The organism is Streptomyces sp. NPDC026246, from assembly GCF_055567995.1.
The window spans coordinates 27684-51582 of the sequence record NZ_JBVHPJ010000022.1 but is presented as its reverse complement, the minus strand read 5'-3'; the positions used below and the strand labels follow the sequence as shown (position 1 = coordinate 51582).

Here is a 23899-nt window from a genome sequence, read left to right as displayed (position 1 = left end):
TCACGATGTGCGTGTCCGTGCCGACGACGTGATCGCCGAAGGCCGCCGCGGGCGATCCGGGCATGTCTTCCTCCTCGTCCATATCCTCTCGACCGGCCGACGGTGCGCGGCCGGGTCAGGTCTTTGCGACCAGGCGGCCGGAGAAGTAGACGGCCGGGGTGCAGGTTTCGGCGCCGGCGGGCTCCACGAGGGTGCCGGGCGTGCGGCAGCTGACGGCGAGGACCACCTCCTCCCCGGGCCCGAACCGGATGGGCTCGTCGTAGTGCTCGTCGTCGTTGCTGAAGGAGTCGAGGGCAAGCCGGCGCAGCACCGTGTCCCCGCGTTGGAGTCTGATGACGCCCTTGTCCGCGGCGACGTTCTCGAAGACGACGTCGCTGACGAAGAGCGTTGCGTCCTCGGGCACGGTGTAGCGGGCCCGGGTGTCGAACGCGGCCGAGGGCTCGACGTCCGCCTCGATGCGCTGGTCGAAGGCCTGGCCGTCCCCACCCGTGGGGTCTCCGCCTGGGCCGGACCCGCCCGGAGCGTCACCGCCGGGGGACTGCTTGCTCCCGCTTCCCGCGCCTGGCGGGAGCGGTGGGTCCGCTCCCCTGGGTGGCGGCGACGGTCCCGAGGGGGAGGGTGCGGGAGTGGTGCCGTTCGAGGACGACGGGGGAGCCGAGGGGCCATCGCCCGAGCCGGCCACCGGGGGCAATTGCTTGCGGGCCTCGGACTCGACGCTGGGTTTGAGGACGAACAGCCATAGGGCGATCAGGGCCAGGACGGCGGCTCCCACCGCCATCACGAACTTCACCACCGCGTCCGAGAGCAGGGCCGCCTGGACGACGGCCCCGTCCGTGGTCCGCTCCTCCGCCCCGGCCTCGGCGTGGTGAACAACCAGCACCTGGAACGGCAACGGCTGATCGGCTCCCCGCCACCGTCTGGTGAGGGGGCTGACCCTGACCGGGACGAGTGCGCCCTTGCCGTGGGCGACCACGGTCTCGGGGTAGACGAATGCGAAGCGCAGGGCGGAATTCCGGTCGGTGGCGTACATGCGCACGCGCAGCGGGGCGTTGCCGCGGTTGTCGACAACCGCGTGGAAGCGCGCCCTGAACCGGGTCCGCTTGGTCGTGGGGGTCAGGTGCACGTCGAAGTCGGTGAAGGGACCGACGGTGACGCTGGTTTCCTCGACTACCGAGCCCTCGATGTCCTCGTGTGACATGACGCGCAGCGCGAATGGCACCTTCCCGGCGGGGAGATCGGGCGACCGAGGGGGTGTGAACACCAGCTCCACTCCGACGGACTGGTCGGGGAAGACGTTGACCTCCGACGGCTCGACGCGGATCCAGTCCTTGGCGTCGCCGACGATGTCCAGTTCGAAACGGTCCACCACGGAACCGGAGTTGCAGATCTGCGCCGCCCGCCGGGTCTCCTCGCCCGGAGCGGCCGACTCGTCGTCGTCCAGTAGCAATACGATGGCGCCCACCCGGTCAGCTTTCACTGCGGCGCCATGGGTCACGTAGCGACGGTGGGGCGTCGATAAGGGCCCGGTGATCTGCACGAAGGGGCCGGTTCTCGGTTCGGGGCCGGTGATTCCGCGCTTGCTCTCCGGCCGTACGGGTCCGGAGGGGACGGCCCGGCCGCGGCGCTGCCCGCATGGGCACGCAGTTTTGCCCGGCCGTTCTCCCCGGGGGCCGGGCACGGGCCGCCAGACGATTGCGAGCATGACGCAGCAGGGGGCGCCGCGGCACCGGCCGGAGGCACTCGACCGGCCGCCGGCCGTCGTCGGCGGGCGCGCGTCCCGACGGTCGACCGCGGGGGATGTGACGGATGGCTGACGCGATGCAGCGCGCCACGCAGGGGTTCGCAGCGGTCGCCGTGGCTGCCACGCTGGTGACGGTGGGCGCATCGGTGTACGAGCGCCGCGTCCAGGAGACGCCAGTCGACACCGCCGGCAGCGGCACCCAGTCTTTGCCCCGCCCCTTCGATCCGGCCGCCCCGCCGGCGCCGGGGCCCTCGCTCCCGCCCTCCTCTTCCCCCGCGGCGGACTCCTCCCGGACGGTGACCACCACGGGCGTCACCCTGCCCGCCACCGTCCACGGCGCCTATGTGGAGGCCGAGAGCCGGGTCGGGCGATCCCAGCCGGGGTGCAGGCTGCGGTGGCCAATGCTGGCGGGCATCGGCCAGGTCGAGTCGGGCCAGGCCCGCGACGGGGCGCTCACGACGGCAGGTGACACGGTCGAGCCCATCGTCGGACCCACTCTTGACGGCAATGGGGTCGGCGCGATCGCGGACACCGACGACGGCCGGCTCGACGGCGACACACAGTGGGACCGGGCGGTCGGGCCAATGCAGTTCATCCCCGGCACCTGGGCGGTGTGGGGCACGGACGGCAACGGCGACGGAAAGGCAAGTCCGCACAACATGTACGACGCGGCGCTCAGCGCCGGGCGCTATCTGTGCGCCGCGGACCCTGACCTGTCCGACCGGCGGCAGTTGCGCACGGCGATCCTCACCTACAACAAATCGGGCGCCTACGCCGACACCGTCCTGGCCTGGATCGACTACTTTTCCGGCACGCCGGCCCCCGACGTCGTTCCCGGCCCGAGCGTCTCCCCGTCCGCCAGCCCGTCGCCGCCCGGTTCCTCATCCAAGCCCACGCCGTCGCCCAGCCGCTCCGACGACGTGGACCCGACAGCGTCTGAATCTCCCCCGGACTCCTCCGCATCCCCCGGCACCTCCTCCCCTTCGTCCGACGATCCGGCCCCGACCGTTGACCCGGAGGACGAGAAGGACGACGAGGACTAGGAGGGCAGGGCGAAGGGTGCAACGGCCGGCCGGGGACGCGGCGCCAGCTTCAGCTGGTCTCCTCCGCCGCGCCGGCCCGACAGCCACTCATCTCCCTGCCGACGCGGCGGGTGCGCGGCGAGGCCGAAAGGACCGCACCGAGCAGCTTGCGGGTGTAGGGGTGCTGGGCGTCGTCGATGACCGCCTGCGCGGGCCCGTGCTCCACGACCGAGCCGCGGTAGAGGACATGGACTTCGTCACTGATGCGCCGGACCACGTCCAGATCGTGGGTGATGAACAGATAGGCCAGACCGTGCTCCTGCTGCAGGCGCAGCAGGAGGTTGAGGATCTGCGCCTGCACGGAGACGTCCAGCGCCGAGGTCGGTTCGTCGCAGACCAGTAGGTCGGGGCCGGTGGCCAGGGCGCGGGCGATGCACACGCGCTGGCGCTGGCCGCCGGACAGCCTGTGCGGGTAGGAGTCGGGGTCGACCGACCCCATGCCGACGGACTCCAGCAACTCCTGCACCCGCTGCTTGCCGTCCTTGCCGTACATGCCGTGGGCGCGCAGCGGTTCGGCCACGACCTCGCTGAGGGTGAAGCGCGGATCGATGGACTCGTAGGGGTCCTGGAAGACCATGCCGACGCTGCGGCGGAACTCCCGACGGGCCTTGCGGCCCTGCACGGGCGCGCCGCGGTAGTGCACTTGGCCGGAGTCGACGGACTCCAGTCCCACGATGACCCGGGCCAGTGTGGACTTGCCGGAGCCGGACTCTCCCACGAGGCTCGCGGTGGTGCCCGGGCTCAGGTCGAGGCTGACGCCGTCAAGAGCGGTGAAGGAACCGAACTTCTTGGTGACCCCCCGCACACTGAGCAGCGGCGGCTGTTGTTCCCCAGTCGTCATGAGAAAAGCTCCAGATGGTGACAGGCCGCCTGACGGTCCGCGCCGAGCGGGCGGGGTTCGGGCAGGACGGTCCGGCACCGGTTGTCGTCTGCCTTGGGGCAGCGGGGGTGGAAGGGGCAGCCGTCGGGGATCCCCCCGGTCGGCGGTGAGCCGGTGATGGTCGTGAAGATCTGCTTGGGCCGCGCGGTGCGCCCCTCCTGGAAGCAGCGCAGCAGGGCCTGGGTATACGGGTGGCGTGCGTCCTCGAACAGCGAGACCACGTCGCCTTGCTCGACGATCCGCCCGCCGTACATCACGGCGACGTGATCGGCGATCTCGGCGACCACGGACATGTCGTGGGTGATCCACAAGACCGTCAGGCCGCACTGCTGCTGCAAACGGCCCACTAGGGCGAGGATCTCCGCCTGGACGGTGACGTCCAAGGCGGTCGTCGGTTCGTCGGCGATGAGCAGCCGGGGACGGAAAGCCAGCGCGATGGCGATGACGGTTCGCTGTCGCATACCGCCGGACAGTTCATGCGGATAACAGCGCGCAACGCGCGCCGGGTCGGGGATACCGACGTCGGCGAGATTTTGCACAGCTAGAGCCGCGGCCTCACGCCGGCCGGCGCCGTGCCGGACCCGGTGCACTTCGGCGATCTGCGCGCCGACGCGGACCACGGGATTGAGGGCGACGGAGGCATCCTGCGCGAGGTAGGCCGCCACGCTACCCCGCGCCTCGCGCAGCGGCCGGCCACGCAGCGCGGCGAGGTCGGTGTCCCCCACGTGCACCGATCCGGCGGTGATGCGCGCGTCCGCGGGGAGCAGCCGGCTCGCCGCGAGAGCGAGGGTGGATTTGCCCGAGCCGGACTCGCCGACCAGAGCGGTGGTGGTGCCGGCGGGAATGTCCAGGTGCGCGTCCCGCAGCGCGGTGGTGGCGCCGTAGGCGACGGTGAGCCCGTCGATGCGCACGTCGTCGCCCAGCGCGATCGGGGCGGAGTCCAACACGGTCACAGTGCCTCCGTCTTGACACGCGGGTCGATGAACATGCGGGTGATGTCGGCAGTCAGGTTCCCCAGGACGACAATGACGGCGACCACGACCACCGTGCCGGTGAGCAGTGGGCGGTCCAGGTTGGCGAACGCCTCGGTCTGCAGCAGGCCGACGCCCGGCCAGGCGAAGATCTTCTCGACGAAGACGACGCTGGAGAAGAAGATCGCCACGTCCATGCCGAGCATGGTCACGACCGGGGAGGCGGTGTTGCGGGTGACGTGCCGCAGCAGGATCCTTCGGCGGCGCAGCCCTTTGGAGACCGCGGTGCGCACGTACGGCGAGGCCAGGGCGTCGCGCATGCTGTCACGTACGACGTTGGCGTAGAAAGGGGCGCCTAGGACGCCGAGGGTGACGGCGGGCAGTACGATCTTGGCCGCGCCGGTCCCGCCGTCGATGGGGAACAGTGGGATCTCGTAGGCGAACAGCAGCAGCAGGGCGAAGCCCAGGGAGAACGCGGGTACGGAGAGCAGGCCCACGTGGAAGGTGGCCAGCAGCCAGCTGCGCTTGGGTCGCAGTGCCTCCCAGGTGCCCCACAGGGTGCCGAGGACGAGTTCGATGACCAGCGCGGCGGCGGCCAGCATCGCGGTGGCGGGGATGCGGTCGAGGATCAGGGACAGCACGGGGGCGTCCTTGGCGTACGAGGTGCCGAGGTCGCCGGTGGCTGCCCCCGCCAGGTAGTGGCCCAGCTGGCTCAGCAGCGGGTCGTTCAGGTGTAGCTGTTCCCGGATCTGGGCCAGGACCTCGGGGCTCGCCTTTGGGCCGGCGATGCTGCGGGCGGGGTCGCCCGGCAGCACGTACTGGAGCACGAAGGTCAGCAGCAGCACAGCGAAGATGGTGAGCAGACCCAGAAGGATGCGGATGCCTATACGTCGAGCCATGAGTGTCTCTTCGAGAGAGGGTTGCGGCGGTTGAGTCCTTCGGCGATGAGCACGAAGGCCAGGACCGTCGCGATGACGAGGACGAGGGGGACGACCAGGGTGTGCGGGGCGTACATCATGCTGTTGGAGCCGTCGGCGAGGAGGTTGCCGAGCTCCGGGGTGGGCGGCTGGATGCCGGCGCCGAGGAAGGACAGTCCGGCGCCGACGACCACAACGGAGGCGCCGTTGAGGGCGGCGACGTTCAGCAGGATCGTCGACAGGTGGGGCAGGACGTGTCGTCGCAGTGCGGTCCGCGGCGGCACCCCGTGGGCGAGGGCGGCCTCCACGTAGCCGCGCGAACGCAGCCGGGTGACCTCGCCGTGCACGAGGCGCGCGGTCCAGGCCCAGTAGAGAGCGGTGATGACGACGATGGCGCCGGTGCGGCCGCGTCCTACGATGCTCGCGAGCGCGAGGCCCGACAGCACGGTGGGTACGGACAGGAAGACGTCGACGAGCCGCATCAGCACCTGGTCGATCCAGCCGCGGTAGAACCCTGCGATCAGGCCGACGAGCGTGCCGAGCCCCACGGAGGCGAGGTTGGCCAGCGCGGCGATGATCAGGGTGGAGCGCAGCCCGTAGGCTGCCCGGGCGAGCATGTCCCGGCCGATGGCGTCCGTTCCGAGCACGTGCCCGGCCGTGCCCAGCCCGCCGGGCAGTCCCTGGGCGGTCAGCGATGCGGTGTGAATCCGGTAGGGGGAGCCGGTGAGGGGGGCGAGCAGGGCGAGGAGCGCAAGGCCCGCCAGGAGCACCACGCCGGAGAGCCACAGTCGACGTCCGGCCGGGGCCTTCGCGGCGCTCACCGCTTCGGGGACGGCCTTGGCGGCGATGGGTGAGGTGACAGTCAGACCGCTCATCGCCACTCCGTACGCAGAGGTCCGGTGCCCTGCCGGGCGGCGGGCGGGTCCGTCAGGCGGTTGTGGCTCGCGCGGTGGGGGTACCGTCGTCTCCCCTGCCGTCGGCAGGACCTGCCGTCGGCCACTTCGTCGTGGTGCATAACCTCTGGTCCTCTCCTGGCTCCGCCGCGGCGCCGGTGGCGCGGGGCCGGGGGTCGGGAGCGGGCGGTGGCCGGCCGGCGGTCGTCCGCCCTCACGTGGATGGTGGTGTACTCGAGGTGGTCGGCCGCTGCCGGAGGCAGGGGGGCCAGGGCCGCGGTACGAGGCCGGTGCGGGGGACGCGGGGCTCACGAACGCGGGGACGGAGCTGGAGGCGAAGGTCCGGGGCTAGCGAGCGGTCGGCTCGCCCGCGCCGGACGGCGGGATGGACGCTGACGGCGGGGTGGTCGCCGATAAGCGGCGGACGGTGGTGAAGGCCGTTTCCCTCACATCGCTCTCCTGTCGTATGGGCCCGGTTGAAAGGGCCCGGGGCGACTACGCTCGGCGGAAAGCTCTTGCAGACACCGCGACAGTAGAGAGAGGCTCCGGGCACGTCAAGAGTTCGGCAACCCGTCATCTTGCGATACCTGACTGATTCATAAGTCAGCACACCTGACGTGACCTTCACCCGGACACCACCGTCGTCGCCTCACCCAGCGCTATCCTCCCAGTCCAGCCCTGCCCCAGCAGGGAGAGTCAGGGGGTGGGTGCGCCGCCGGGGCGTTACACGGCAACCGTGGGATCTGATCGCCAGAAGACGTATCTTGCTGACTGACGTGTCAATCATCCTGCCTCGGCGAAAGGCTCACTCTCGATGAGCGATATGGTGACCGGCGTGGTCCGTAAAAAAGTTGTCCTGCGGCGCGAGGAGATCCTCGACGCGACGGTGGAGCAGATCAAGCAGCGCGGTATCGCCGCGACCCGTATCACCGATGTGGCGGGCGCCCTGGGCGTGAGCAGCGGCTTGATCTACTACCACTTCGAGACCAAGGAGCAGTTGATCGAGGCGACGTTCGCGCACGCCGCGCGCAACGAACTGGACGCGGCCCGGGCCGTGCTGTCCCGCCCCGCCCCGGTCGTGACCCGGCTCAAGGCGCTGCTGCGGGTCTACAGCCCCGCCGCCAAGGCGGTGCCGGGCTGGCGACTGTGGATCGACGGCTACTCGGCAGGACTCCGCGACCGGGGCCTGATGGAGGTCATGCAGGACCTGGACGGCGAGTGGAAGAAGATCTTCACCTCGTTGATCGAGGAGGGCATGGCGAGCGGTGACTTCAAGTGCGAGGACGCCCGGGCTGCAACCTGGCGGATCACCCTGTTCCTCGACGGGCTCGCCGTGCAGATGGTCGCGCGGCGAGGAGCCCTGAAGCGAGACGAAGCCATGCAGTGGATGCGTGAGCGCACCGCCGCGGAGCTCGGGATCGACCCGGAGGTGCTGGGCCCGCGGCGGTGAGCGAAGGGAATGCAGCGGGACGGCGGGGACTCCCGCCGGATCCCGTCCCGGCCGGGGCTAGTGCCCGCGCCGGATCCAGTTCTCCAAGTGGGGCGCCTCGGCCCCGATCGTGGTGGGCTCGCCGTGCCCGGTGCGGACCACCGTGCCGTCGGGCAGGGTCAGCAGCCGCTCCCGGATGGAATCGATGATGAGCGGGAAGCTGGAGTACAGCCGCCCGGTCGCCCCGGGGCCGCCCTGGAACAGCGTGTCGCCGGTGAAGACCGTCGACAACGCGGGGGCGTATAGACACACCGCTCCCGGCGCGTGACCCGGCGTGTGGATCACCTCGAGGTGGATACCCGCCACACTCAGCGTCTGCCGGTCGTGCAGTTCCCCGTCGGGAAGCACCTCAGGATGGGTCAGCTTCCACAACGGCAGATCGTCCGGGTGCAGCAGCAGCGGAGCGCCGGTCGCGGCGGCCACGGTCGGTGCGGCGGCGATGTGATCGCTGTGAGCGTGAGTGCACACCACGGCCCGCAGGGCGCGTGCGCCTAGCAGGTCGAGGACGGCCCCGGCATCGTGGGCGGGGTCGATGATGATCGCCTCCGTGTCGTCACCGATGACCCAGACATTGTTCTCCACCTGCCAGGAGCCGCCGTCCAGGGTGAACTCCCCCGAGCTGACCAGGCGGTCGATGCGGACGCCGCTCACAGCACGACCACCGAGCGCAGCACGTCGCCGTCCTTCATCCGCGCGAAGGCATCCTCGACACCGTCCAGGCCGATGGTCTCGGTGACGAACGCGCCGAGATCGATCCGACCCTGCCGGTGCAGGTCGACGAGCATGGGGAAGTCGCGCGAGGGCAAGCAGTCGCCGTACCAGGAGGACTTGAGGGAGCCTCCGCGGCCGAACACGTCCAGCAGCGGCAGTTCGAGCTGCAACTCGGGCGTGGGCACGCCGACGAGAACGACCGTGCCGGCGAGGTCACGGGCGTAGAACGCCTGCCGATAGGTCTCGGGGCGGCCGACGGCGTCGATGACGACGTCCGCGCCGAAGCCGCCGGTCAGGTCGCGGATGGCGCCGACCGCCTCGGTGTCCCGGGAGTTGACGGTGTGGGTGGCGCCCATGGCCCGGGCGGTGTCGAGCTTACGGTCGTCGATATCAACGGCAATGATCCGGGCGGCTCCGGCCAGCCGGGACCCGACGATCGCGGCGTCGCCAACACCGCCGCAGCCGATGACGGCGACGCTGTCACCCCGGCCGACATTTCCGGTGTTGATCGCGGCGCCGATGCCCGCCATGACGCCGCAGCCGAGCAGGCCGGCCACGGCCGGCGCGACCTCCGGGTCAACCTTGGTGCACTGGCCTGCGGCCACCAGTGTCTTCTCGGCGAACGCGCCGATGCCCAGCGCGGGGGAGAGTTCCCGTCCGTCCTCCAGGGTCATCCGCTGCCGGGCGTTGTGGGTGTCGAAGCAGTACCAGGGCCTGCCGCGCAGACACGCCCGGCACCGCCCGCATACAGCACGCCAGTTGAGGATCACGAAGTCCCCGGGTTCGACCTCCGTGACACCGGGGCCAACCTGCTCCACCACTCCGGCTGCCTCGTGACCGAGCAGGAACGGGAAGTCGTCGCCGATCCCGCCCTCCCGGTAGTGCAGGTCGGTGTGGCACACCCCGCAGGCCTGGACGCGGACTACAGCCTCGCCCGGGCCGGCGTCCGGCACCACGATGGTCTCCACTCGAACCGGGCCGTCCTTCTCCAGGGCCACGACCCCCTGCACCCGCTGCGTCATCTCGACTTCCCTTCGTCCGTGCGTGATCAGGGCACCGGGCCCTTGCACACCGGCGAGTACACCGATGGGTGGGCGGACCCCAGGGGACCGTACGGCTGTACTGATTAGCGAGTCAATATTGGCCACTCTGATGCACTGCGTTCAGAGGATTATCTCGCGCATGATTACTGCTTGACAGTGTCTGATCGACATCGGTTGACTGACCCAAAGGTCAGTATCTGATGCTGGCATCCCTGCTTCTGGAGACTGCTCATGACCAGCAACCGTGCGCAGGCTCTGTTCGCAAGCTGGGAGTACCGCCTCGCCCTCGTCGGTCTGGCCTGCGCCACCATGGTGTGGGGATGGTCGTACATCGCCGTGGTGTGGCTGCTGCCGGAGATGGAGGCCGCCAGCATGGTGACTGTCCGTTTCCTCGCGGCGGGCGGGATCCTGGTCCTGCTCCGGCCGCGGGCGGTGTTCTGCCTCAGGCGCCGCACGGCGGTCGCGGCGGCGGCGCCGGGCCTCTGCCTGGGGCTGGCCACCCTCCTCCAGACCGAAGGCCAGCGCTACCTGTCGGCGTCCCAGTCGGGCTTCCTGGCCTCACTGTTCGTCGTCTTGACCCCGCTGATGGCGTGGTTGTCGTTCCGGGTCCGGGTCACACCGGCCGTGTGGGTAGCGGTGATCGTGGCGACGGGAGGCCTCGCGGTCATCTCCTTCAACGGGGTGAGTGTGGGAATCGGCAGCTGGCTGACGCTGGCCGGTGCCCTCGGCTACGCCGTTCAGATGGTGCTGCTGTCCCAGTTCGGGGACCGCCGGGCGGTGTACGGCATGACGGCTGTGCAGCTGCTGGCGGCCGGGTTGATCGCCTCGGTGGGTCTGCTGCGCTCGGGTCCGGAGCTGCCGGACACCGGGCCCGGCTGGGCGTGGCTCGGCTATCTGACCGTCATGGCCACGCTGTTCATGTACGGCGTACAGACGTGGGCCCAGGCCCGGGTGCCGGCCGCCGCCACCGCCGTCGTGATGGCCTGCGAGCCGATGTTCGTCTCGCTGTTCAGCTTTCTGATCGGCTCACCGCCGGGTACGCGCACTCTCGTCGGCGGTGTGTTCATCGTGGCCGCCATGTACCTCGTGCTCCGGCCAGCGAGGACAACGGCCTCCGGCGGTGCCGGGAGCGACGGGGCCACTAAGGCGCGCTCGCGCACACCTGCCCGTTGAGCCTGACGTCGGAGACCCCAGAGGCGCCGTAGGCCTTCCCGCGTAGCACGACTCCGATCGTGAACGACGCACCCGCCTCGTGGGTGCGGTCGTACGACGGGGCGGTCACCGTCACGATGTCGCCGGTCTGCGTGGACTGCCCGTACCAGGTCTCGGCGGACACGTCGTGGGGGACGCGGAACGTCACCTTCCAACCCTCCCCCAGTTCCGGTCCGGTCGTGACCGCCAGGTCGCCCCGGACACCGTCGGGCCAGCTGTCTTGCAAGGTGAAGGCCGCCCGGCAGGCGGGATCCTGCGGTTCCTCAGCGGCGGAGGGCGGTGGGCTCGGCGACTTGCTAGGGCGCTGTGAAGGCTCGTCTCCGGCAGAGGGCTGCGGCGGCGCGGGTGTACGGGAGGGGCCCGAACTCGCTTCGCGCTCGGGGAGTTTCGACTTGCCCGGCTGCGGACTCCCGGACGGGGCGGCGATGACGGGCAGAGGGATCTCGCCCGGCTCCGCGGGCGCCTGCGGGCCGTTCCGCGAGGCGGGTTCGTCCGGGAGGACGAACGGTGTGAGCCCGAGCAGCACCAAGGCTGCTGTGACCGCCCATGCGCACCTGGTGCGCAGCACGCCTGTGGCACGGCCCGGGAACGAGCCAGGTGCTGGCGGCCGCCCGGTCAGTCCCGGGGGCTCCTGAGCGAGTTGCCTGCGCCGTCTGGCGACGTACACGGTGCCATTCCAGCGGAGCGCGGCACCGGCCACGATCTGCGGCAGCAGGGGGCTTTGGACATTCAGGCACTGGAAGGCCTCGTGGCAGCCTGGACACTGCTCCAGATGCCCGCGCAGATCGGGCGGCGTGACATTGGAGCCCTGCCGCGCCGTCGCCTCCAGCAGCCCGGCGTAGGAGCGGCAGACCGAGTCCTGCACCTGAAGCGTATGGGCGAGCCGTGCGCGCTCGCGGAACTCGGCCGTCACCCGCAGGACGTCCGCGGCGGCCTCAGGAACCGGACGCTCGAGCCGCCGCGCGACGACTTCGTCGGACAACCCCTCGACACGGGCCCACCAGAACAACTCGCTGTCAGGAGCGTCCATCGCGTGCAGGGCCCGCACCGCCAAGGGCAGCCCCGGAGCACCGCCCCCGTCCGGCCCGCGGGCCGTGTCGGTTTCCGCCCACTCGACGAGCGCGGGGGCCAGCAGCGCTCGCGCGTCTGATAGTTCGGTCCACTCGACGGCCGTGTCGAGTACGGCGTTCAGCACCACCGGCACGGTGGGCAGCCCCTCGATGTTCGTTACGGACGAGGCACTGGTGAGACGCTCCTCGGCCTGCCCGGCCAGCCGTTTGGCCGCGGCCTCCTCTCGCGTGCACAACTGGGCGTAGACGAGGATGGGGCCTGGCTGGTCCTCCCAGAGCGTGCGGCCGATGTCTGGGGCCGGGTCCCTCGTGTCGATGACCGAGCGGCGGACCGGCACGTACCGGGGGAGCTGCTTCGGCACGGCTCCCCTCCCCTGCTTGATCGTGACATGAGGCGCCGGGCTGGCGTCCTGCGGCTCGGCGTTGCTCGCGCCGACGAGCCTGGCACGGAGGATCCGCTGATTCAAGATCTGTTGGGCGGCTCCGATTCCGTCGCAATGCGGAAGACAAGAGCATCCCCTCCCCCGTCGTAGTAGCCCTTCTCCGTCTCTGGCCGGGCAACGTGACCCGTCTTCTTGGCCACTCGGGTGGCTCGATGGCGATTACTCATGAGTAAGAATCGCCTGCCGCGGGGGGAAATGCTCAGCATTTGTGAGCGATCGCGTGCTTCGCTCAACTCCCTTACAGCACCCCCGTTTCGGCCAGATCGACCCCAGGACGAATCGGTTTCCCGCCGGCTCAGACCTTTCTCGTTGCCTGGATTCGCCATTCCTTCACCTGAAGGAACGGTTTATCTGCGGAGACGCATACGGAGGCCGGATGTCTTCAGGCCTCCTCCGATGGCCCCGCTTTTCCGGGGCGAGGGCGGAAGCCTGCGGGCGGGGGACGAGGTGCCGGGGCGGGGATGTCGGCCGTCCGCGGGGCGGCGGGAGTGACTCAGGGACGGAGAGCCGAGACCGGCGAGGCTGGGACTCTCTCGGTCCCTTGCTGCGAAGCCCCAGGTCAGAGCGTTTTCAACGGCCAAGAAGGGACCGAAGAGACTCAACCATCCCCTTATCAGCGGAGAATACACACGAGGTATGAATAGATGACTTCTCGTGTATGCGTACGCGTGCGCATACACGAGAACCACCGCTGGAAACGCATGGAGCGCCGATAACTGAGGTTTTCAGTCCCTTCAGACCCTGATTCGGTCTCAAAAACTGCGCTGACCGGCTAAGACGCGGTAGGGACCGAACGTGGTCCGCCCGCCCGGGCTCAGACCCTGCCAGGGGAACATCTCGCCTGTGTGGGAACAGAGGATCGGGTTAGTGTGCTTCTGCGGCGTCGGAGCTCAGCGATGGGCGGGCTGCCGTGCCTCCTGCCCGGCTATCGGGCAAGAGGGACTCAAGGGACCGGAGTACTGATAGAACGTGATCGGAGCCAACGCTTCTCTCATCTCCGCTCACAACTCCTGCGAGAAGAACAGTCCCTACCGTCCAGGACGACCACGTGCCTTCGACTGCGAACGACTTCCCCGTGACACTGGTGAACACGACGCGCTGGTGCGCTGCGCACGGACCATCGGTCCGTCCGCCGGTGCCCGGGCTCGTGACACCCGTGTCGGGCGGCGGCATGGGCAGAAGGGGCCATCCCCGCCCGCAGGCCTGTCCATACCCGGCTCAGGGGAGCGCGTGAGCGCCGGCCGCAGCGTGCGCTTCGACGCTGTGGTGGCAGCACAGCAGATGCTCGACTTCGAAGCCCTGGACAGCGTCATGCCGAGGTCCGCGGCGCCCGTCGAAGGTGCCGCCGCCGACCAGGCCCCGCAGAGGCGTCCGGAGGGCCTTCACTGGGCTCTTCCCGAGTCGCTGACGGACAGGGGCAACGCCAAGCTCTTCATCGAGCGGTTCAGCCGCCAGTTCCGCCACGTGGACGGCCTGGGCTGGTTCACTTGGGACGGCTACCGCTGGCAGCGCACCGGCGGCGAGAAGGCCGCTCTGTGGGCCGCAGGCGAGATGGCCGAGGCCATGCCCGACAGTGACCCGCAAGGGCATTTCACCGAGCGCGAGTTGTCGGTGCACCGCAGGCGAACCCTGTCGACGGCCGGCATGAAGGCGTTGCTGGCCCAGGCGAAGGCGTCACCGAGGCTGTCCGTCGAGCCCGACAGTCTCGACGGCGATCCGTACGCCCTCTGCACCCCGGCCGGTGTCATCGATCTGCATACGGGGCTGCTGCACCCTCCCGACCCGGAGCGGGGCTGCCACTCGCGTGCCACCAGCGTCTCCGCACAGGCCATGCCGATACCGCGGTGGCAGCGCTTCCTGGAGGACACCTTCGGGGACGACGACGAGGGGCAGGAAATGATCCACTTCCTGCATCTCATGCTCGGCTACTCCATCACCGGCGATGTCGGCGCCCAAGTGCTGCCGTTCCTGCACGGCGAGGGGAAGAACGGCAAGTCGGTTTTGCTGGACGTGATGATCCAGATCCTGGGCGACTACGCGGACGCTGCTCCCCCAGGGTTCCTCATGGACCGCGGATCGTTCTCCGAGCACTCCACCGAGCTGACGGAACTGCACGGCCGTCGCCTGGTGGTGTGCAGCGAGCTGAAGCCGAACGACAAGTTCGACGAGGCCCGGGTGCGACTGCTGACCGGCGGCGACAAGATCAAGGCCCGCCGGATGCGGCAGGACTTCTTCTCCTTCACGCCCACCCACCATCTGTGGCTGCTGGGCAACCACCGGCCCGAAGTCTCCACCGGAGGCTTCGCGTTCTGGCGCCGGATCCGCCTGATTCCCTTCGAACGCGTCGTGCCGGACGAACGCAAGATCGATAACCTCGCCTTTGAACTTGTCCGGGACGAGGGCCCTGGCATCCTGCAGTGGCTGGTGCGGGGCGCGAAGAAGTACCTCACCACCCGGGACCCGCTCACGGGACCGGACCGCGTGCGCATCGCCACCCACGCTTACGCCACGACCGAGGACCACATCGGGCGCTTTCTCGCCGAGTGCTGCACTCGGGAGGCAGAGCAGAACGCCGAACTCCGCGTCGAGCAGGGACTGCTGTACGCCGCCTACAGTGCCTGGTGCCAGGCCGGGGAAGGTATCCGTCCCGCCAGCACGCGCACGTTCGCCCTGCGTGTCCGGCAGGAGGTGGGGCTGAGCAGCCCGGCTGAGATGATCAAATCCAACGGCAGGAAGTACTATCCCGGCATCGGACTGGTGGTGGATTAGGTGTCGCGAAATGATCGGGCGCGCTGCGCGGGACCGGCGAAACGCTTCGCGGCTCCTGTGGGCGGCTCATACGATGGCAGTAGGCCGCACACCGAAGTCGGCGCCGGGCGTCGTGCTCCGGCCACAGTCGGCGAGGCCCGTCGCGCGTGGTCGCGCCGGGCGGGCCGGGGGACAGAGCAGGCGGCCGGCCGTTCCCCGGCGGGCCGGAGCGAGGAGGAATCGAGGTCATGAGTTCGCTACTGAGCGACAGCGATCTCACCTATGAGGCCCAGGTGGTGTGGCTGGAGAACGTGGGCAGCCTCGACTACGTGCGCCAGGCCCTCGACAAGACACCGCGCCGCCGCAACAAGCCACGGTACGCGCGCGACGGGCGCATGGTCGGATACACGGAACTCGACGACTCAGCTCCGGCCGATCCCGACAGCGGACTGTACCGGCGGCGCGTGTTTTTCCTGCTACCGCACGACCGTGACAATCAGCCCCACGGGATCTACCAGGAGGGTGCGCCGGGCGAGGCGGTCGACCCGCGCACGATTCGTCCGCGTAAGGCCGGCGAGAAGACCCCTCGGTCCCAGTGCGGGCCCGCCGCGATGACGGGCTGACGGATCTTGGGGCCAGGTAGCTGCACGACTGCGCCCCGGACCGGCCCTGTCCTACCGGCTGATCCGGGGGCGTCTGGCCTGTTGGCTGCCGGGGCGCGGTCACAGTGACGGCGCAAGGTGCCGGAAGTTGAGGGAAGCCTTGGCTGTCGGTCCCAGAAGGGCGTAGCCGACCATGCGGCGGTCACGGTGGTAGGCGTTGGCTTGCCTTTACGCGTGGGCGGGCGGTCCAAACGCGCGTGGCGTTGATGCCGTAGGTGGACAGGGACCGGTGGCGGTGCTGTAGCAGGACAGTGTTGGCGAAGACGCCGCGCGGATGGGTGGCGATCCTCTAGGCGAGGTCACCGGCTTACGCAGGGCGGTGCCGTCCTCATCGATGCGTCAGTGGGGTAAGTGCCCCCAGCGACACCAACCGATGCCGGGGACATGCTGGCAGTCGTTGGCGTACAGCTTCACAAACTGCTTGGCGTTGCCGCGGTTGGTCAGGGTGTGTCCTGCAGCAGCCCATCGGCCGTCGCCTCCGCCGGGTTTGACCGGCAACGACTTCGGGGTTGCACTCGAAGAGCGCCTCTCCAGCTTTGGTGACATCACGAACGCCTCCCCCCTCCGTACAAGGGCCTTTCCTGGCCTGCGGTCAGACCAATGCGGATAATCTGCTCGATGCGTCGCGTCTGCCCCGGGCGGGCCGCCACACCGGCTTTTCGCAGCGCCTGTTCGGCCTCGTCCCGGCCGAGGCGGCCCGCGGCGACCAGTCCGCCGAGGGTGAAGGCGGCACGATTCAGGGCGTCGGAGAACCCGGCGCCCTCGGCGACCTGCCCGCAGGCTTCCACAGGGGCCAACACAGCGGCGAGGACGGACCGGACGCGGTCTTTGCAGCCGCCCTCGGCACGGACGGCCTGCCAGGCGGGCGGCGGCACCGGCCTGGGGACGGGGATGGGCGGTGCGGGAAGGTGACCGGTGCGTTCCAGCTCCTGGGCGAACCATAGGGGCAGCGTGGCCGGCTGACGGGTCTGGCCGACGATGGTGTAGGTGCCGTGTCGTGTGGTGGTACCGGGTGCGACGATGTAGCTGCCGTGGGCTCGGATGTCGACCTGCCACGCCAGGGCTCGGCCCTTGCCGGATCCAACGGAGGACTGCCAGCGGCGGCTGTCCCTGGCCCTGTACCAAACGTGCAGGCCGCCCGAGGGGGTGCGGACGCGCAAGGTGGTTTCGTCATCCGCGGGGCTCGGCCTGCCGCGTAGGGCGGACAGCAGGGCGAGGGTGTGGAAGCCGTTGGCAAGCCCCGTGAGGTCGATGTGGTCGGCGATGGGAATGCCGGGAAGGACGCGGTCGCGGGTGGGCGGTTCGGCTTGGTGGGCGTCGATGTCGATGACGACCAGCCCGGCCGGGCCACAGGAGACGCCAATGCCGTACTCGGGGTGATTGCCCCACCATTCACCGATGCGGGTCTGGTCGAGTGTGGCGGCGTGAAAGCCGTGACACCAGCGACCGGCAGGGATGCAGGGGCAGGCGGTGGGTGGGTGCGGGTTCGTGCGGCAGCTGCGGCAGTTGGCGGCCGGGGTCTTGACGCCTGCGGAGAGGGGGTGGACAGGCCAGCCCTGGTGGGCACACCAGCGGGCGGCCGCCAACGACTGCTGGGCGACTGACGGACGCTCGTCACGCACCTGTGAGTCGCTGAAAGGGAACCGCAGTTCAGCAGACATGTACACTCCTGACAGCGACCGAAGCGACTCGACTAATTGATCGTTTCAGAATGAGGTTCGGAGTCGTCTCAGGCAGACGATGCTGCAGGCGAGTTGAAGCAAGCCAAGGTGCAGGTCGGCGCGTACCTCGTAGCGGATACGCAGGCGCTTGAACTGGTGGAGCCAGGCGAAGGTCCGCTCGACCACCCAGCGGGTCTTACCCAGGCCGGAACCGTGGGCGACGCCTCGACGGGCAATGAGAGGCTTGATCTCACGCCTCCACAGCAGGCGGCGGTACTTGTCGAAGTCGTAGCCCCGGTCGGCGAACAGTCTGCGCGGTCGTGTCCGCGGGCGTCCTCGCAGACCCCGGATCGGTGGGATCCCGTCCAGGAGCGGCAGGAGCTGTGTGACATCGTGGCGGTGGCCGCCGGTCAGCGTTACGGCGAGCGGGCTGCCATGCCGGTCGACGATCAGGTGGTGCTTGCTGCCCGGCCGGCCCCGGTCGACCGGCGAAGGTCCGGTGTGATCCCCCCTTTGAGCGCCCGGACGTGCGAGCCGTCGATCGCCGAGTCGTCCATCTCCAGGAGACCCACCGCTCGCAGCTCGGCGAGAAGCACTTCGTGCAGGCGGGGTCAGACGCCAGCCTCGGTCCAGTCCCGGAGCCGACGCCAGGCGGTCACTCCTGAACAGCCAACGACCTGGATGGGAACATCGCGCCAGGCCACGCCTTTGCGCAGCACGTACATGATGCCGGCGAGCGCAACGCGGTCCGACACCGGCAGTCGTCCGGGGTGGCGATGGCGCCGGGCAGGCCGAGTGGGGAGAAGCGCAGCTATGCGCTCCCAAAGATCGTCGGGAACAAGGTCAGCAGACACGTCAGAGAGTGTGCCCGACGCCCTATCAGGCATTGTCCGAGATGCCGGTGTTGATGCCACTGGCAGGGCTGGGCGGGTTCAGTGCCAGCCTCCGTGGCGAGGTTCCACATGCTCGCCGAACAGGGGACCGAACTCCTGACCGTCGTCGTCGGTTACAACGTAGTCCGGTTCGGTCTTTGAGGCGGCTGCGTGCAACCGGATGACGAGTCAGCGACAGGCACGGTCCGCAGCGACAGGGCTGCGGCCACCTGGGCAGCCTCGTTGTCGATGTCCGGGTTGTACTTGTCACGGGACATTTCAAGGCGTCGAGCGGAGACCTGCATGACCTCGACATCGCCACCCGCTCGAGAACGTGAGGCAGTCGTGCCATTCCAGCCCGATGATGACCTCCAGCGCTTCCCCAAGATCATCGGCGAGCAGACCGCCTTCCCCCTCCGAACTCGCGTACACCACCGGTCGCCGACCCTTCTGCTCTGCACAGAGGAAGTACGCCCCACCGGCGGACTCCCCGGCGATCACCTCCATCGGCGCACCCGAGGCAAGCCTCAAGCCCTCGCCATAGCGCTTCCGATGGATGTCGAAGCCGAACGACGACCTCAGCAGTAGATCGATCTCTGGGGTGTTCTGGATCAGTTCGAGCAGATGATCACTTGAGGTCATGGCACGGACGATAGCGACTGTCACTGCGGTTCGGCACCACGGTGAACAGCGTGGTGCCGTCCGTCCGTGGCCTGACCCTCGCAGATGGCGCGCTTCGCGTCCGCTTCAAAGGTCCCAAGCCATCACTGCTCATTCTGAAACCACCAGTTAGACGTACTGAGGGTCACTACCTCGATGGCGCAGTACTCGTACTCGGCGGTCGGTCGATAGAAGCGAGGATCGCCGCGGGACCAGGCCCCACAACGTGCGTCCGTATGTCACCGCGCAGCCAGCTGTTATCCGTTCGGCCTTGGGACCCAATGGGACAAGCGTTTATGGTCTGTCGGCCACTTAGCCGCGTCCCTCGTCAGTCCTGACTTGCTGGTACGTCATGAAACCATGGGCGGTTATGCCAGCCCAGATCACGGCGCTGATCAGCGGCCACCACGGGTCCCATCCCCGCTCATCGCGGATGAGGCTACTGACCCAGTTCACTGCCCAACTGACCGCAAGAAGGAGCGCTACCCATCTGCCCCACCGCCACATTCGCGCAACCCTCCGCTGCGGGCTTCTCGCCTGCACCGCTTCGCCCTCCCGGACCGTGGCTCCTCCCTACCCCTCCTGCTACCTGTTGTCGGCCCCCTGTACTCAGTCTTCCGGGTGGCGGGCACGCCCTTCGAAGTCCCGTCGCACTGCGACAGCCTCGTCCTCGACGAGCCCTCCTTCATCGGGGAATTCCAGGACCGCGCCACAGTGGCTGCACAACTTCCCGTCCTCAGCCGGCGTTCCACACGCTTTACAGAACCGGTTGGCTTCTTCTGTCCCCTGCACCATGGCTCTCCGAAAGCAGATTGATACATGCAGGAGATGGAGTACCCGTAAGTATGACGTTGATTCTTCGGGGGGCGGTTGTGATCTTCCAGCGTGGTGGTGTCTGCTGAGCGCTCACTCGGCAAGTCGCATGTCCCGGACCTGTGGCGTACGGAAAGTTGCGGTGGCGTACAAAGGGCGTACGTGGGCTCACGTGGCGGAGCGCCGGGAGCGTGTGATCGCAAAGGGGCCGTATGGGTGGCTACGCGGCCAGGCCCGTGACCGTGTCGTAGGCGACAGCGGAAAGCCCGGGGTGCCCTCGGATCACGAGCAAGGGCAGCCTCCCGGCACGCACAAGGCGTCCTCCGTACCAGATTTCACGTGCCATCCTGTCGAGCGACCATGACCAGGCACTCTTTGACTCTCACCACCATCGACACCACACCGAGAGATCGCAGCGATCGCATCTTGACTCCTCACGCCTCGTCAAAGGCTCCGAGCAAGCGCTCGTACGCCGGCTTCGGCCGGAGGGCCGCGTCCCACGGCAGGGAATCGGCCATGCGCGGAGGATAAGTCCTGGTGTCGGCGGTGGAACCGTACCGGTCGGTGAATCCCCATGTGGAGAACGATGTGCAGTTCGGCTCCTCCAGGCAGACCCGCAGCTTGCCCGCCATCTCGTCAGCCTGGGTCTGCGGCCCGTCCTCCTCGTCCTCACCGATGGGAACGTCCATCTCCGACACCCGCGCCTTGACTCCGAGTTCCGCCAGATCCCGCACGTGGCTGCGGAAGGTTTCCGGGTCGGTGCGGTCGCCGGGTGCGTACTCATGGTTTTGGAAACCCACGCCGTCGATCGGTACGCCGCGTTCCTTGAGCCGCTTGACCAGATCGTAAAGGGCGTCCCAGCGCTCGCCTTCCTCCTCGACCCCGTACTCGTTGAGAAACAGCCGTGCCTTCGGATCGGCCCGGTGGGCGGCCCTGAACGCCTCGTCGATGTACTCCTCGCCCATGGCCTCGAACCACGGGCTCTGATCGGAGCGCAGACCGAGATCCCCGTTGGTGTAGCTCGTCTCGTCGTCGGACATGGGCTCGTTGACCACATCCCATTCAGCGACCTTTCCCTTGAAGTGCCCGGCGACCATGGCGATGTGCCGGAGCATGGTCCGGCGCACCTCCTCGGGGTCGTGGTTCTCCCGCATCCAGTGGGGCAGAGCCTCGTGCCAGACGAGGGTGTGCGCGTGCACCTTCATGTCGTTGGCGCGGGCGAAGCGTACGAGTAGGTCTGCGTCGTGGAAGTCGTAGACACCCGGGCGTGGGTGAAGGAACTGTGGCTTGAAGGCGTTCTCCGGAGTGAGCATGGAGAACTGGCTTCCCGCGAGCGCCCGGTACCGTGAGTCGGTGAGCAGCGGGTTCTCGGCCAGGGCGGCGCCGACGTCGAACGGCCGCCCCACGTCTGCGGCCCGCGCACGCAGCGAGTCGTCTGACTGCTCCTGGCGTAGCTGCGGCGCCTTGATCACGCGGAGCGAGTCACCGCTCTCTGCCCGCGCGGTCAGTCGAGTCAGACGCCATCCCTCGCCGCGCTCCTCCTCGCCCGCATCCGCCTCCAGACCGAACCAGACAGTGCCCTCGGCGAACACCCCTGGGTCGTGGACGGTTCCCAGCCACCGCCCGTCGACTTTCACGCGGAAGGTGTCACCGATGCTCGACACGGCGAGCGTCACCCTCCCCGAACAGCCGCAGTCGAAATCCTTGGTGGTGGCAGGCTCATCGCCCTCGCCGTCCCATACCTGTACCTCCACTTGTCCGTCAGCGGTCACGCCGACGCGAAGTGAGGGCCGCTCCTGCCGCCACTCGTCATAGATGACCGGTACACGCCCGTACAGCCGCAGCCACGAGTCGCCGTCACCGTCACCCACGCCGGACATGCGCGCGGTGACGGTGAAGTCGCCATCGGACCTCAGATGCGGGCCGGCCAGGTTCAGCGGGGGGTTGGGCTGGCCGCCGGAGGAGTCCTGCTCCACGATGTGCCGATCCAATGCGCTGATACGCAGGGTGTCGTTCCGTGTGGTGGTGCCCGGCATCTGCGTCCAGTCGTGGTTCCGCAGCAGATCTTCGTCGTTTCCGCCGCCCGCTCCTTCACCCTGCCCCGTACACCCGGCCGCCACCGCCATGACGAGCGCCACGGCGGTCAGCCGCTGCCAACTCCCCCCACCGAGGCCCACGGCCCCTCCCACTCTCTTTTTCGAGACGAGCTCAACGTCCCGAAGCCGGGACACAGTTCATCACATGAGGTACGGCGGCCCCGTGGAGGCACGTTCCGGCTCGTGTGGCGGAGCGGGGCCCGGATCGTCGGGGCCTGCATGGAAGGCGCGTCGGACACGCGTGTGCCGGCGGACTTCCCACAGCCTCGAGGAGTTCCGTGACCATGTCCGGGCCACCACCCAGGCCGGCGAGGATGTCTACCGCGCACTGTCCCCGGCGCCGGCCAACAAGCCGTACGCCACCCGGGACGACAGCGCCTCGTGCCTGGACGACTTCGGCTTTGACGACAGCGGCGTCCGGCGGCAACGAGCCTATTGCCACCTGGACTTGGAGTTCGCCATCGACGACGACTACCGCGCGGCGCTGGCATCCCTCAAGGCCACCTGGCGCGAGGAGGGCCGCCCAGTCGAGAGGTTCGACAGCGGCATTACCGCCATCCTCGACGGTGGCATCCGGGTTTCCCTCTCCCTCAACCGCTACGGCGGGCAAGCCCCACGCTGCGCGAAACGGCACATGTAGGCGCTACCGGCGCAACTACAGCGACCATAACGACTAGACGTACGACACCACTGGAGACGGAAGGGTCGGCGAAGGCGAACGGCCGCAATGAGCGCGCGGCGGTAGCCGCGAAACCTGCCGAGGCTTCAGTGCCGCCATGGATCGGCGCTCACGTCCGGCACCATGCCGCTCGAACATCGAGTCATGTGGGACGGCCGGCCTTCATGCCTTGACTGATGCGGCCGATCTGGCGGCCTGCTCGATCTTGGCGCAGTAGGCGATGCGGGCGTCCTCATCGATCTGTGTCTGGTGTTCGGGGCGCATCCCGGTTCGGCCGTCGACGCCTTCGCGCAGGATATCGGCGTGACCGGCATGGCGGTTGGTCTCGCCGAGGACGTGGACCAGGATGGCGAACAGGTTCGTGTCGGCATGAGGCTGCGGCCACCACGGCACGTGGCCGGGGGCGTCGAGGGCAAGCTCGTCGATCGTCGCGTCGGAGTGTTCCCACGTGCGCCGGTAGAACTCGATGATCTGATCACGCCCCTCGTCCTCGGCCGCCCACAGATCGCTGCCGTCGTGGTCCTGCCACCGCGACAGCGGTTCCGGGGACGGCCGGTCGAAGACCTCGCCGAAGTACCTGGCCTCGACACTGGCCACGTGTTTGACCAGGCCGAGGAGGTTGGTCCCGGTCACTGTCAGAGGTCGGCGGGCGTCGTATTCGGACAGGCCGTCGAGTTTCCAGAGCAGCGCCTTGCGGTCCCGCCGCAGTCTCCCGTGCAGGTTGTCCTTTGCGAATCCATCGATCATGCGGCATGAGCCTGCCATGGGCTGTTCATGGCCTCAAGATCTCGTATGTACTGGGGGCCCGGTGTGTCTGACCGATGCGCGCGCCGAACCCGGCGCGTAGAGGTTCCTGGTGGAGCGTTGGCTCGCTCTCCCTGTTCTGCCGTGGAAGAGCGGGCTGCCCCGCCCGGTCAGTCCCCTTCGGGCGGACGCAGTGGCTAGCACGTGCCGCCAGCAGGGCGTCCGAGCCGGCATAAAGGCGCGGCCGGTCTGTGCCTGGTCTCACCGCGTGGTGGAGCAGGACGTCGAAGGCCAGCGTCAGCCGAACCGCGAGGTGATGGCCGCCCCACCGTGGCGAGCCAGCCCGCACACCAGCGGCAGGCGTGGGCCATGCCCGGCCGGTCGAGGCGCCTCGGCTCCCGGGCCTCCCGTCAGCTCGCTACAGCATTTCGATGTCCTACCAAAATCCTCGTCGACGGCGGCCTGTCCCGGCAGCCCCTATCCCACGGCAGCCGTCCCCCGCCTGCGAAGAT

The 23899-nt window shown here is 68.8% G+C and carries 18 protein-coding genes and 1 pseudogene; 6 read left to right on the top strand and 13 right to left on the bottom strand.

Annotation, left to right across the window (positions count from 1 at the left end; all coding sequences use genetic code 11):
- Window positions 1–115 precede the first annotated feature (115 nt).
- Window positions 116–1462, bottom strand: coding sequence for a COG1470 family protein (locus ACZ4M5_RS34070; protein ID WP_467742861.1), 1347 nt, complete (start codon window positions 1460–1462; stop codon window positions 116–118).
- A 344-nt stretch (window positions 1463–1806) separates the two neighbouring features.
- On the opposite strand from ACZ4M5_RS34070, the gene ACZ4M5_RS34065 reads away from it, so the two are divergent.
- On the top strand, window positions 1807–2784 hold the full coding sequence (locus tag ACZ4M5_RS34065; protein WP_467742859.1) for a lytic transglycosylase domain-containing protein: 978 nt from the start codon (window positions 1807–1809) through the stop codon (window positions 2782–2784).
- Between the two features lie 49 nt (window positions 2785–2833).
- Here ACZ4M5_RS34065 and ACZ4M5_RS34060 read toward each other — a convergent pair whose 3' ends face one another.
- The 4 genes from ACZ4M5_RS34060 to ACZ4M5_RS34045 are packed head-to-tail and all read right to left on the bottom strand — an operon-like array spanning window position 2834 to window position 6466.
- On the bottom strand, window positions 2834–3664 hold the full coding sequence (locus ACZ4M5_RS34060; RefSeq protein WP_467742857.1) for an ABC transporter ATP-binding protein: 831 nt from the start codon (window positions 3662–3664) through the stop codon (window positions 2834–2836).
- Window positions 3661–4656, bottom strand: coding sequence for an ABC transporter ATP-binding protein (locus ACZ4M5_RS34055; protein WP_467742855.1), 996 nt, complete (start codon window positions 4654–4656; stop codon window positions 3661–3663). The genes ACZ4M5_RS34060 and ACZ4M5_RS34055 overlap by 4 nt, the downstream gene beginning before the upstream one ends.
- A complete protein-coding gene (locus tag ACZ4M5_RS34050; RefSeq protein WP_467742853.1) occupies window positions 4653–5573 on the bottom strand; it encodes an ABC transporter permease in 921 nt (306 codons plus the stop codon). Before ACZ4M5_RS34050 ends, ACZ4M5_RS34055 begins: the two co-directional genes overlap by 4 nt.
- A complete protein-coding gene (locus ACZ4M5_RS34045) occupies window positions 5558–6466 on the bottom strand; it encodes an ABC transporter permease (protein ID WP_467742851.1) in 909 nt (302 codons plus the stop codon). Before ACZ4M5_RS34045 ends, ACZ4M5_RS34050 begins: the two co-directional genes overlap by 16 nt.
- 832 nt (window positions 6467–7298) lie before the next feature.
- Here ACZ4M5_RS34045 and ACZ4M5_RS34040 point away from each other — a divergent pair.
- Window positions 7299–7934, top strand: a complete 636-nt coding sequence (locus ACZ4M5_RS34040; protein ID WP_467742849.1) for a TetR/AcrR family transcriptional regulator — start codon at window positions 7299–7301, stop codon at window positions 7932–7934.
- Between the two features lie 57 nt (window positions 7935–7991).
- Here ACZ4M5_RS34040 and ACZ4M5_RS34035 read toward each other — a convergent pair whose 3' ends face one another.
- Together ACZ4M5_RS34035 and ACZ4M5_RS34030 are read right to left on the bottom strand one after the other, a co-directional pair.
- A complete protein-coding gene (locus ACZ4M5_RS34035) occupies window positions 7992–8624 on the bottom strand; it encodes an MBL fold metallo-hydrolase (RefSeq protein WP_467742847.1) in 633 nt (210 codons plus the stop codon).
- A complete protein-coding gene (locus tag ACZ4M5_RS34030; RefSeq protein WP_467742845.1) occupies window positions 8621–9706 on the bottom strand; it encodes an S-(hydroxymethyl)mycothiol dehydrogenase in 1086 nt (361 codons plus the stop codon). Before ACZ4M5_RS34030 ends, ACZ4M5_RS34035 begins: the two co-directional genes overlap by 4 nt.
- A 252-nt stretch (window positions 9707–9958) precedes the next feature.
- Between ACZ4M5_RS34030 and ACZ4M5_RS34025 the strand changes: the two genes are divergently transcribed.
- Window positions 9959–10900, top strand: coding sequence for a DMT family transporter (locus ACZ4M5_RS34025; protein ID WP_467742843.1), 942 nt, complete (start codon window positions 9959–9961; stop codon window positions 10898–10900).
- Here the strand turns inward: ACZ4M5_RS34025 and ACZ4M5_RS34020 are convergent.
- On the bottom strand, window positions 10869–12371 hold the full coding sequence (locus ACZ4M5_RS34020; RefSeq protein WP_467742841.1) for a cellulose binding domain-containing protein: 1503 nt from the start codon (window positions 12369–12371) through the stop codon (window positions 10869–10871). The two genes, ACZ4M5_RS34025 and ACZ4M5_RS34020, sit on opposite strands and share 32 nt — an antisense overlap.
- A 1392-nt stretch (window positions 12372–13763) precedes the next feature.
- On the opposite strand from ACZ4M5_RS34020, the gene ACZ4M5_RS34015 reads away from it, so the two are divergent.
- Both ACZ4M5_RS34015 and ACZ4M5_RS34010 read left to right on the top strand, forming a co-directional pair.
- On the top strand, window positions 13764–15221 hold the full coding sequence (locus tag ACZ4M5_RS34015) for a DNA primase family protein (protein WP_467742877.1): 1458 nt from the start codon (window positions 13764–13766) through the stop codon (window positions 15219–15221).
- Between the two features lie 227 nt (window positions 15222–15448).
- A complete protein-coding gene (locus ACZ4M5_RS34010; RefSeq protein WP_467742839.1) occupies window positions 15449–15823 on the top strand; it encodes a DUF6009 family protein in 375 nt (124 codons plus the stop codon).
- Window positions 15824–16407: 584 nt separating this feature from the next.
- Here the strand turns inward: ACZ4M5_RS34010 and ACZ4M5_RS34005 are convergent.
- From ACZ4M5_RS34005 to ACZ4M5_RS33990, 4 genes and pseudogenes are all read right to left on the bottom strand, one after another.
- Window positions 16408–17523: a bifunctional DNA primase/polymerase gene (locus ACZ4M5_RS34005; protein ID WP_467742837.1), complete on the bottom strand. Its 1116-nt coding sequence runs from the start codon at window positions 17521–17523 to the stop codon at window positions 16408–16410.
- A gap of 45 nt (window positions 17524–17568) precedes the next feature.
- Window positions 17569–18410: pseudogene (locus tag ACZ4M5_RS34000) on the bottom strand (IS5 family transposase).
- 264 nt (window positions 18411–18674) lie between these two features.
- On the bottom strand, window positions 18675–19037 hold the full coding sequence (locus tag ACZ4M5_RS33995) for a hypothetical protein (protein WP_467742835.1): 363 nt from the start codon (window positions 19035–19037) through the stop codon (window positions 18675–18677).
- A 1265-nt stretch (window positions 19038–20302) separates the two neighbouring features.
- Window positions 20303–22045 carry an endo-1,4-beta-xylanase gene (locus tag ACZ4M5_RS33990; protein ID WP_467742833.1) on the bottom strand — a complete coding sequence of 581 codons (1743 nt, stop codon included), beginning with the start codon at window positions 22043–22045 and terminating at the stop codon, window positions 20303–20305.
- A 160-nt stretch (window positions 22046–22205) separates the two neighbouring features.
- Here ACZ4M5_RS33990 and ACZ4M5_RS33985 point away from each other — a divergent pair, with 160 nt between their 5' ends.
- Window positions 22206–22604: a hypothetical protein gene (locus ACZ4M5_RS33985; RefSeq protein ID WP_467742831.1), complete on the top strand. Its 399-nt coding sequence runs from the start codon at window positions 22206–22208 to the stop codon at window positions 22602–22604.
- A gap of 201 nt (window positions 22605–22805) precedes the next feature.
- Here the strand turns inward: ACZ4M5_RS33985 and ACZ4M5_RS33980 are convergent, their stop codons facing one another.
- Window positions 22806–23390 carry a DinB family protein gene (locus ACZ4M5_RS33980; protein WP_467742829.1) on the bottom strand — a complete coding sequence of 195 codons (585 nt, stop codon included), beginning with the start codon at window positions 23388–23390 and terminating at the stop codon, window positions 22806–22808.
- Between the last annotated feature and the right edge of the window lie 509 nt (window positions 23391–23899).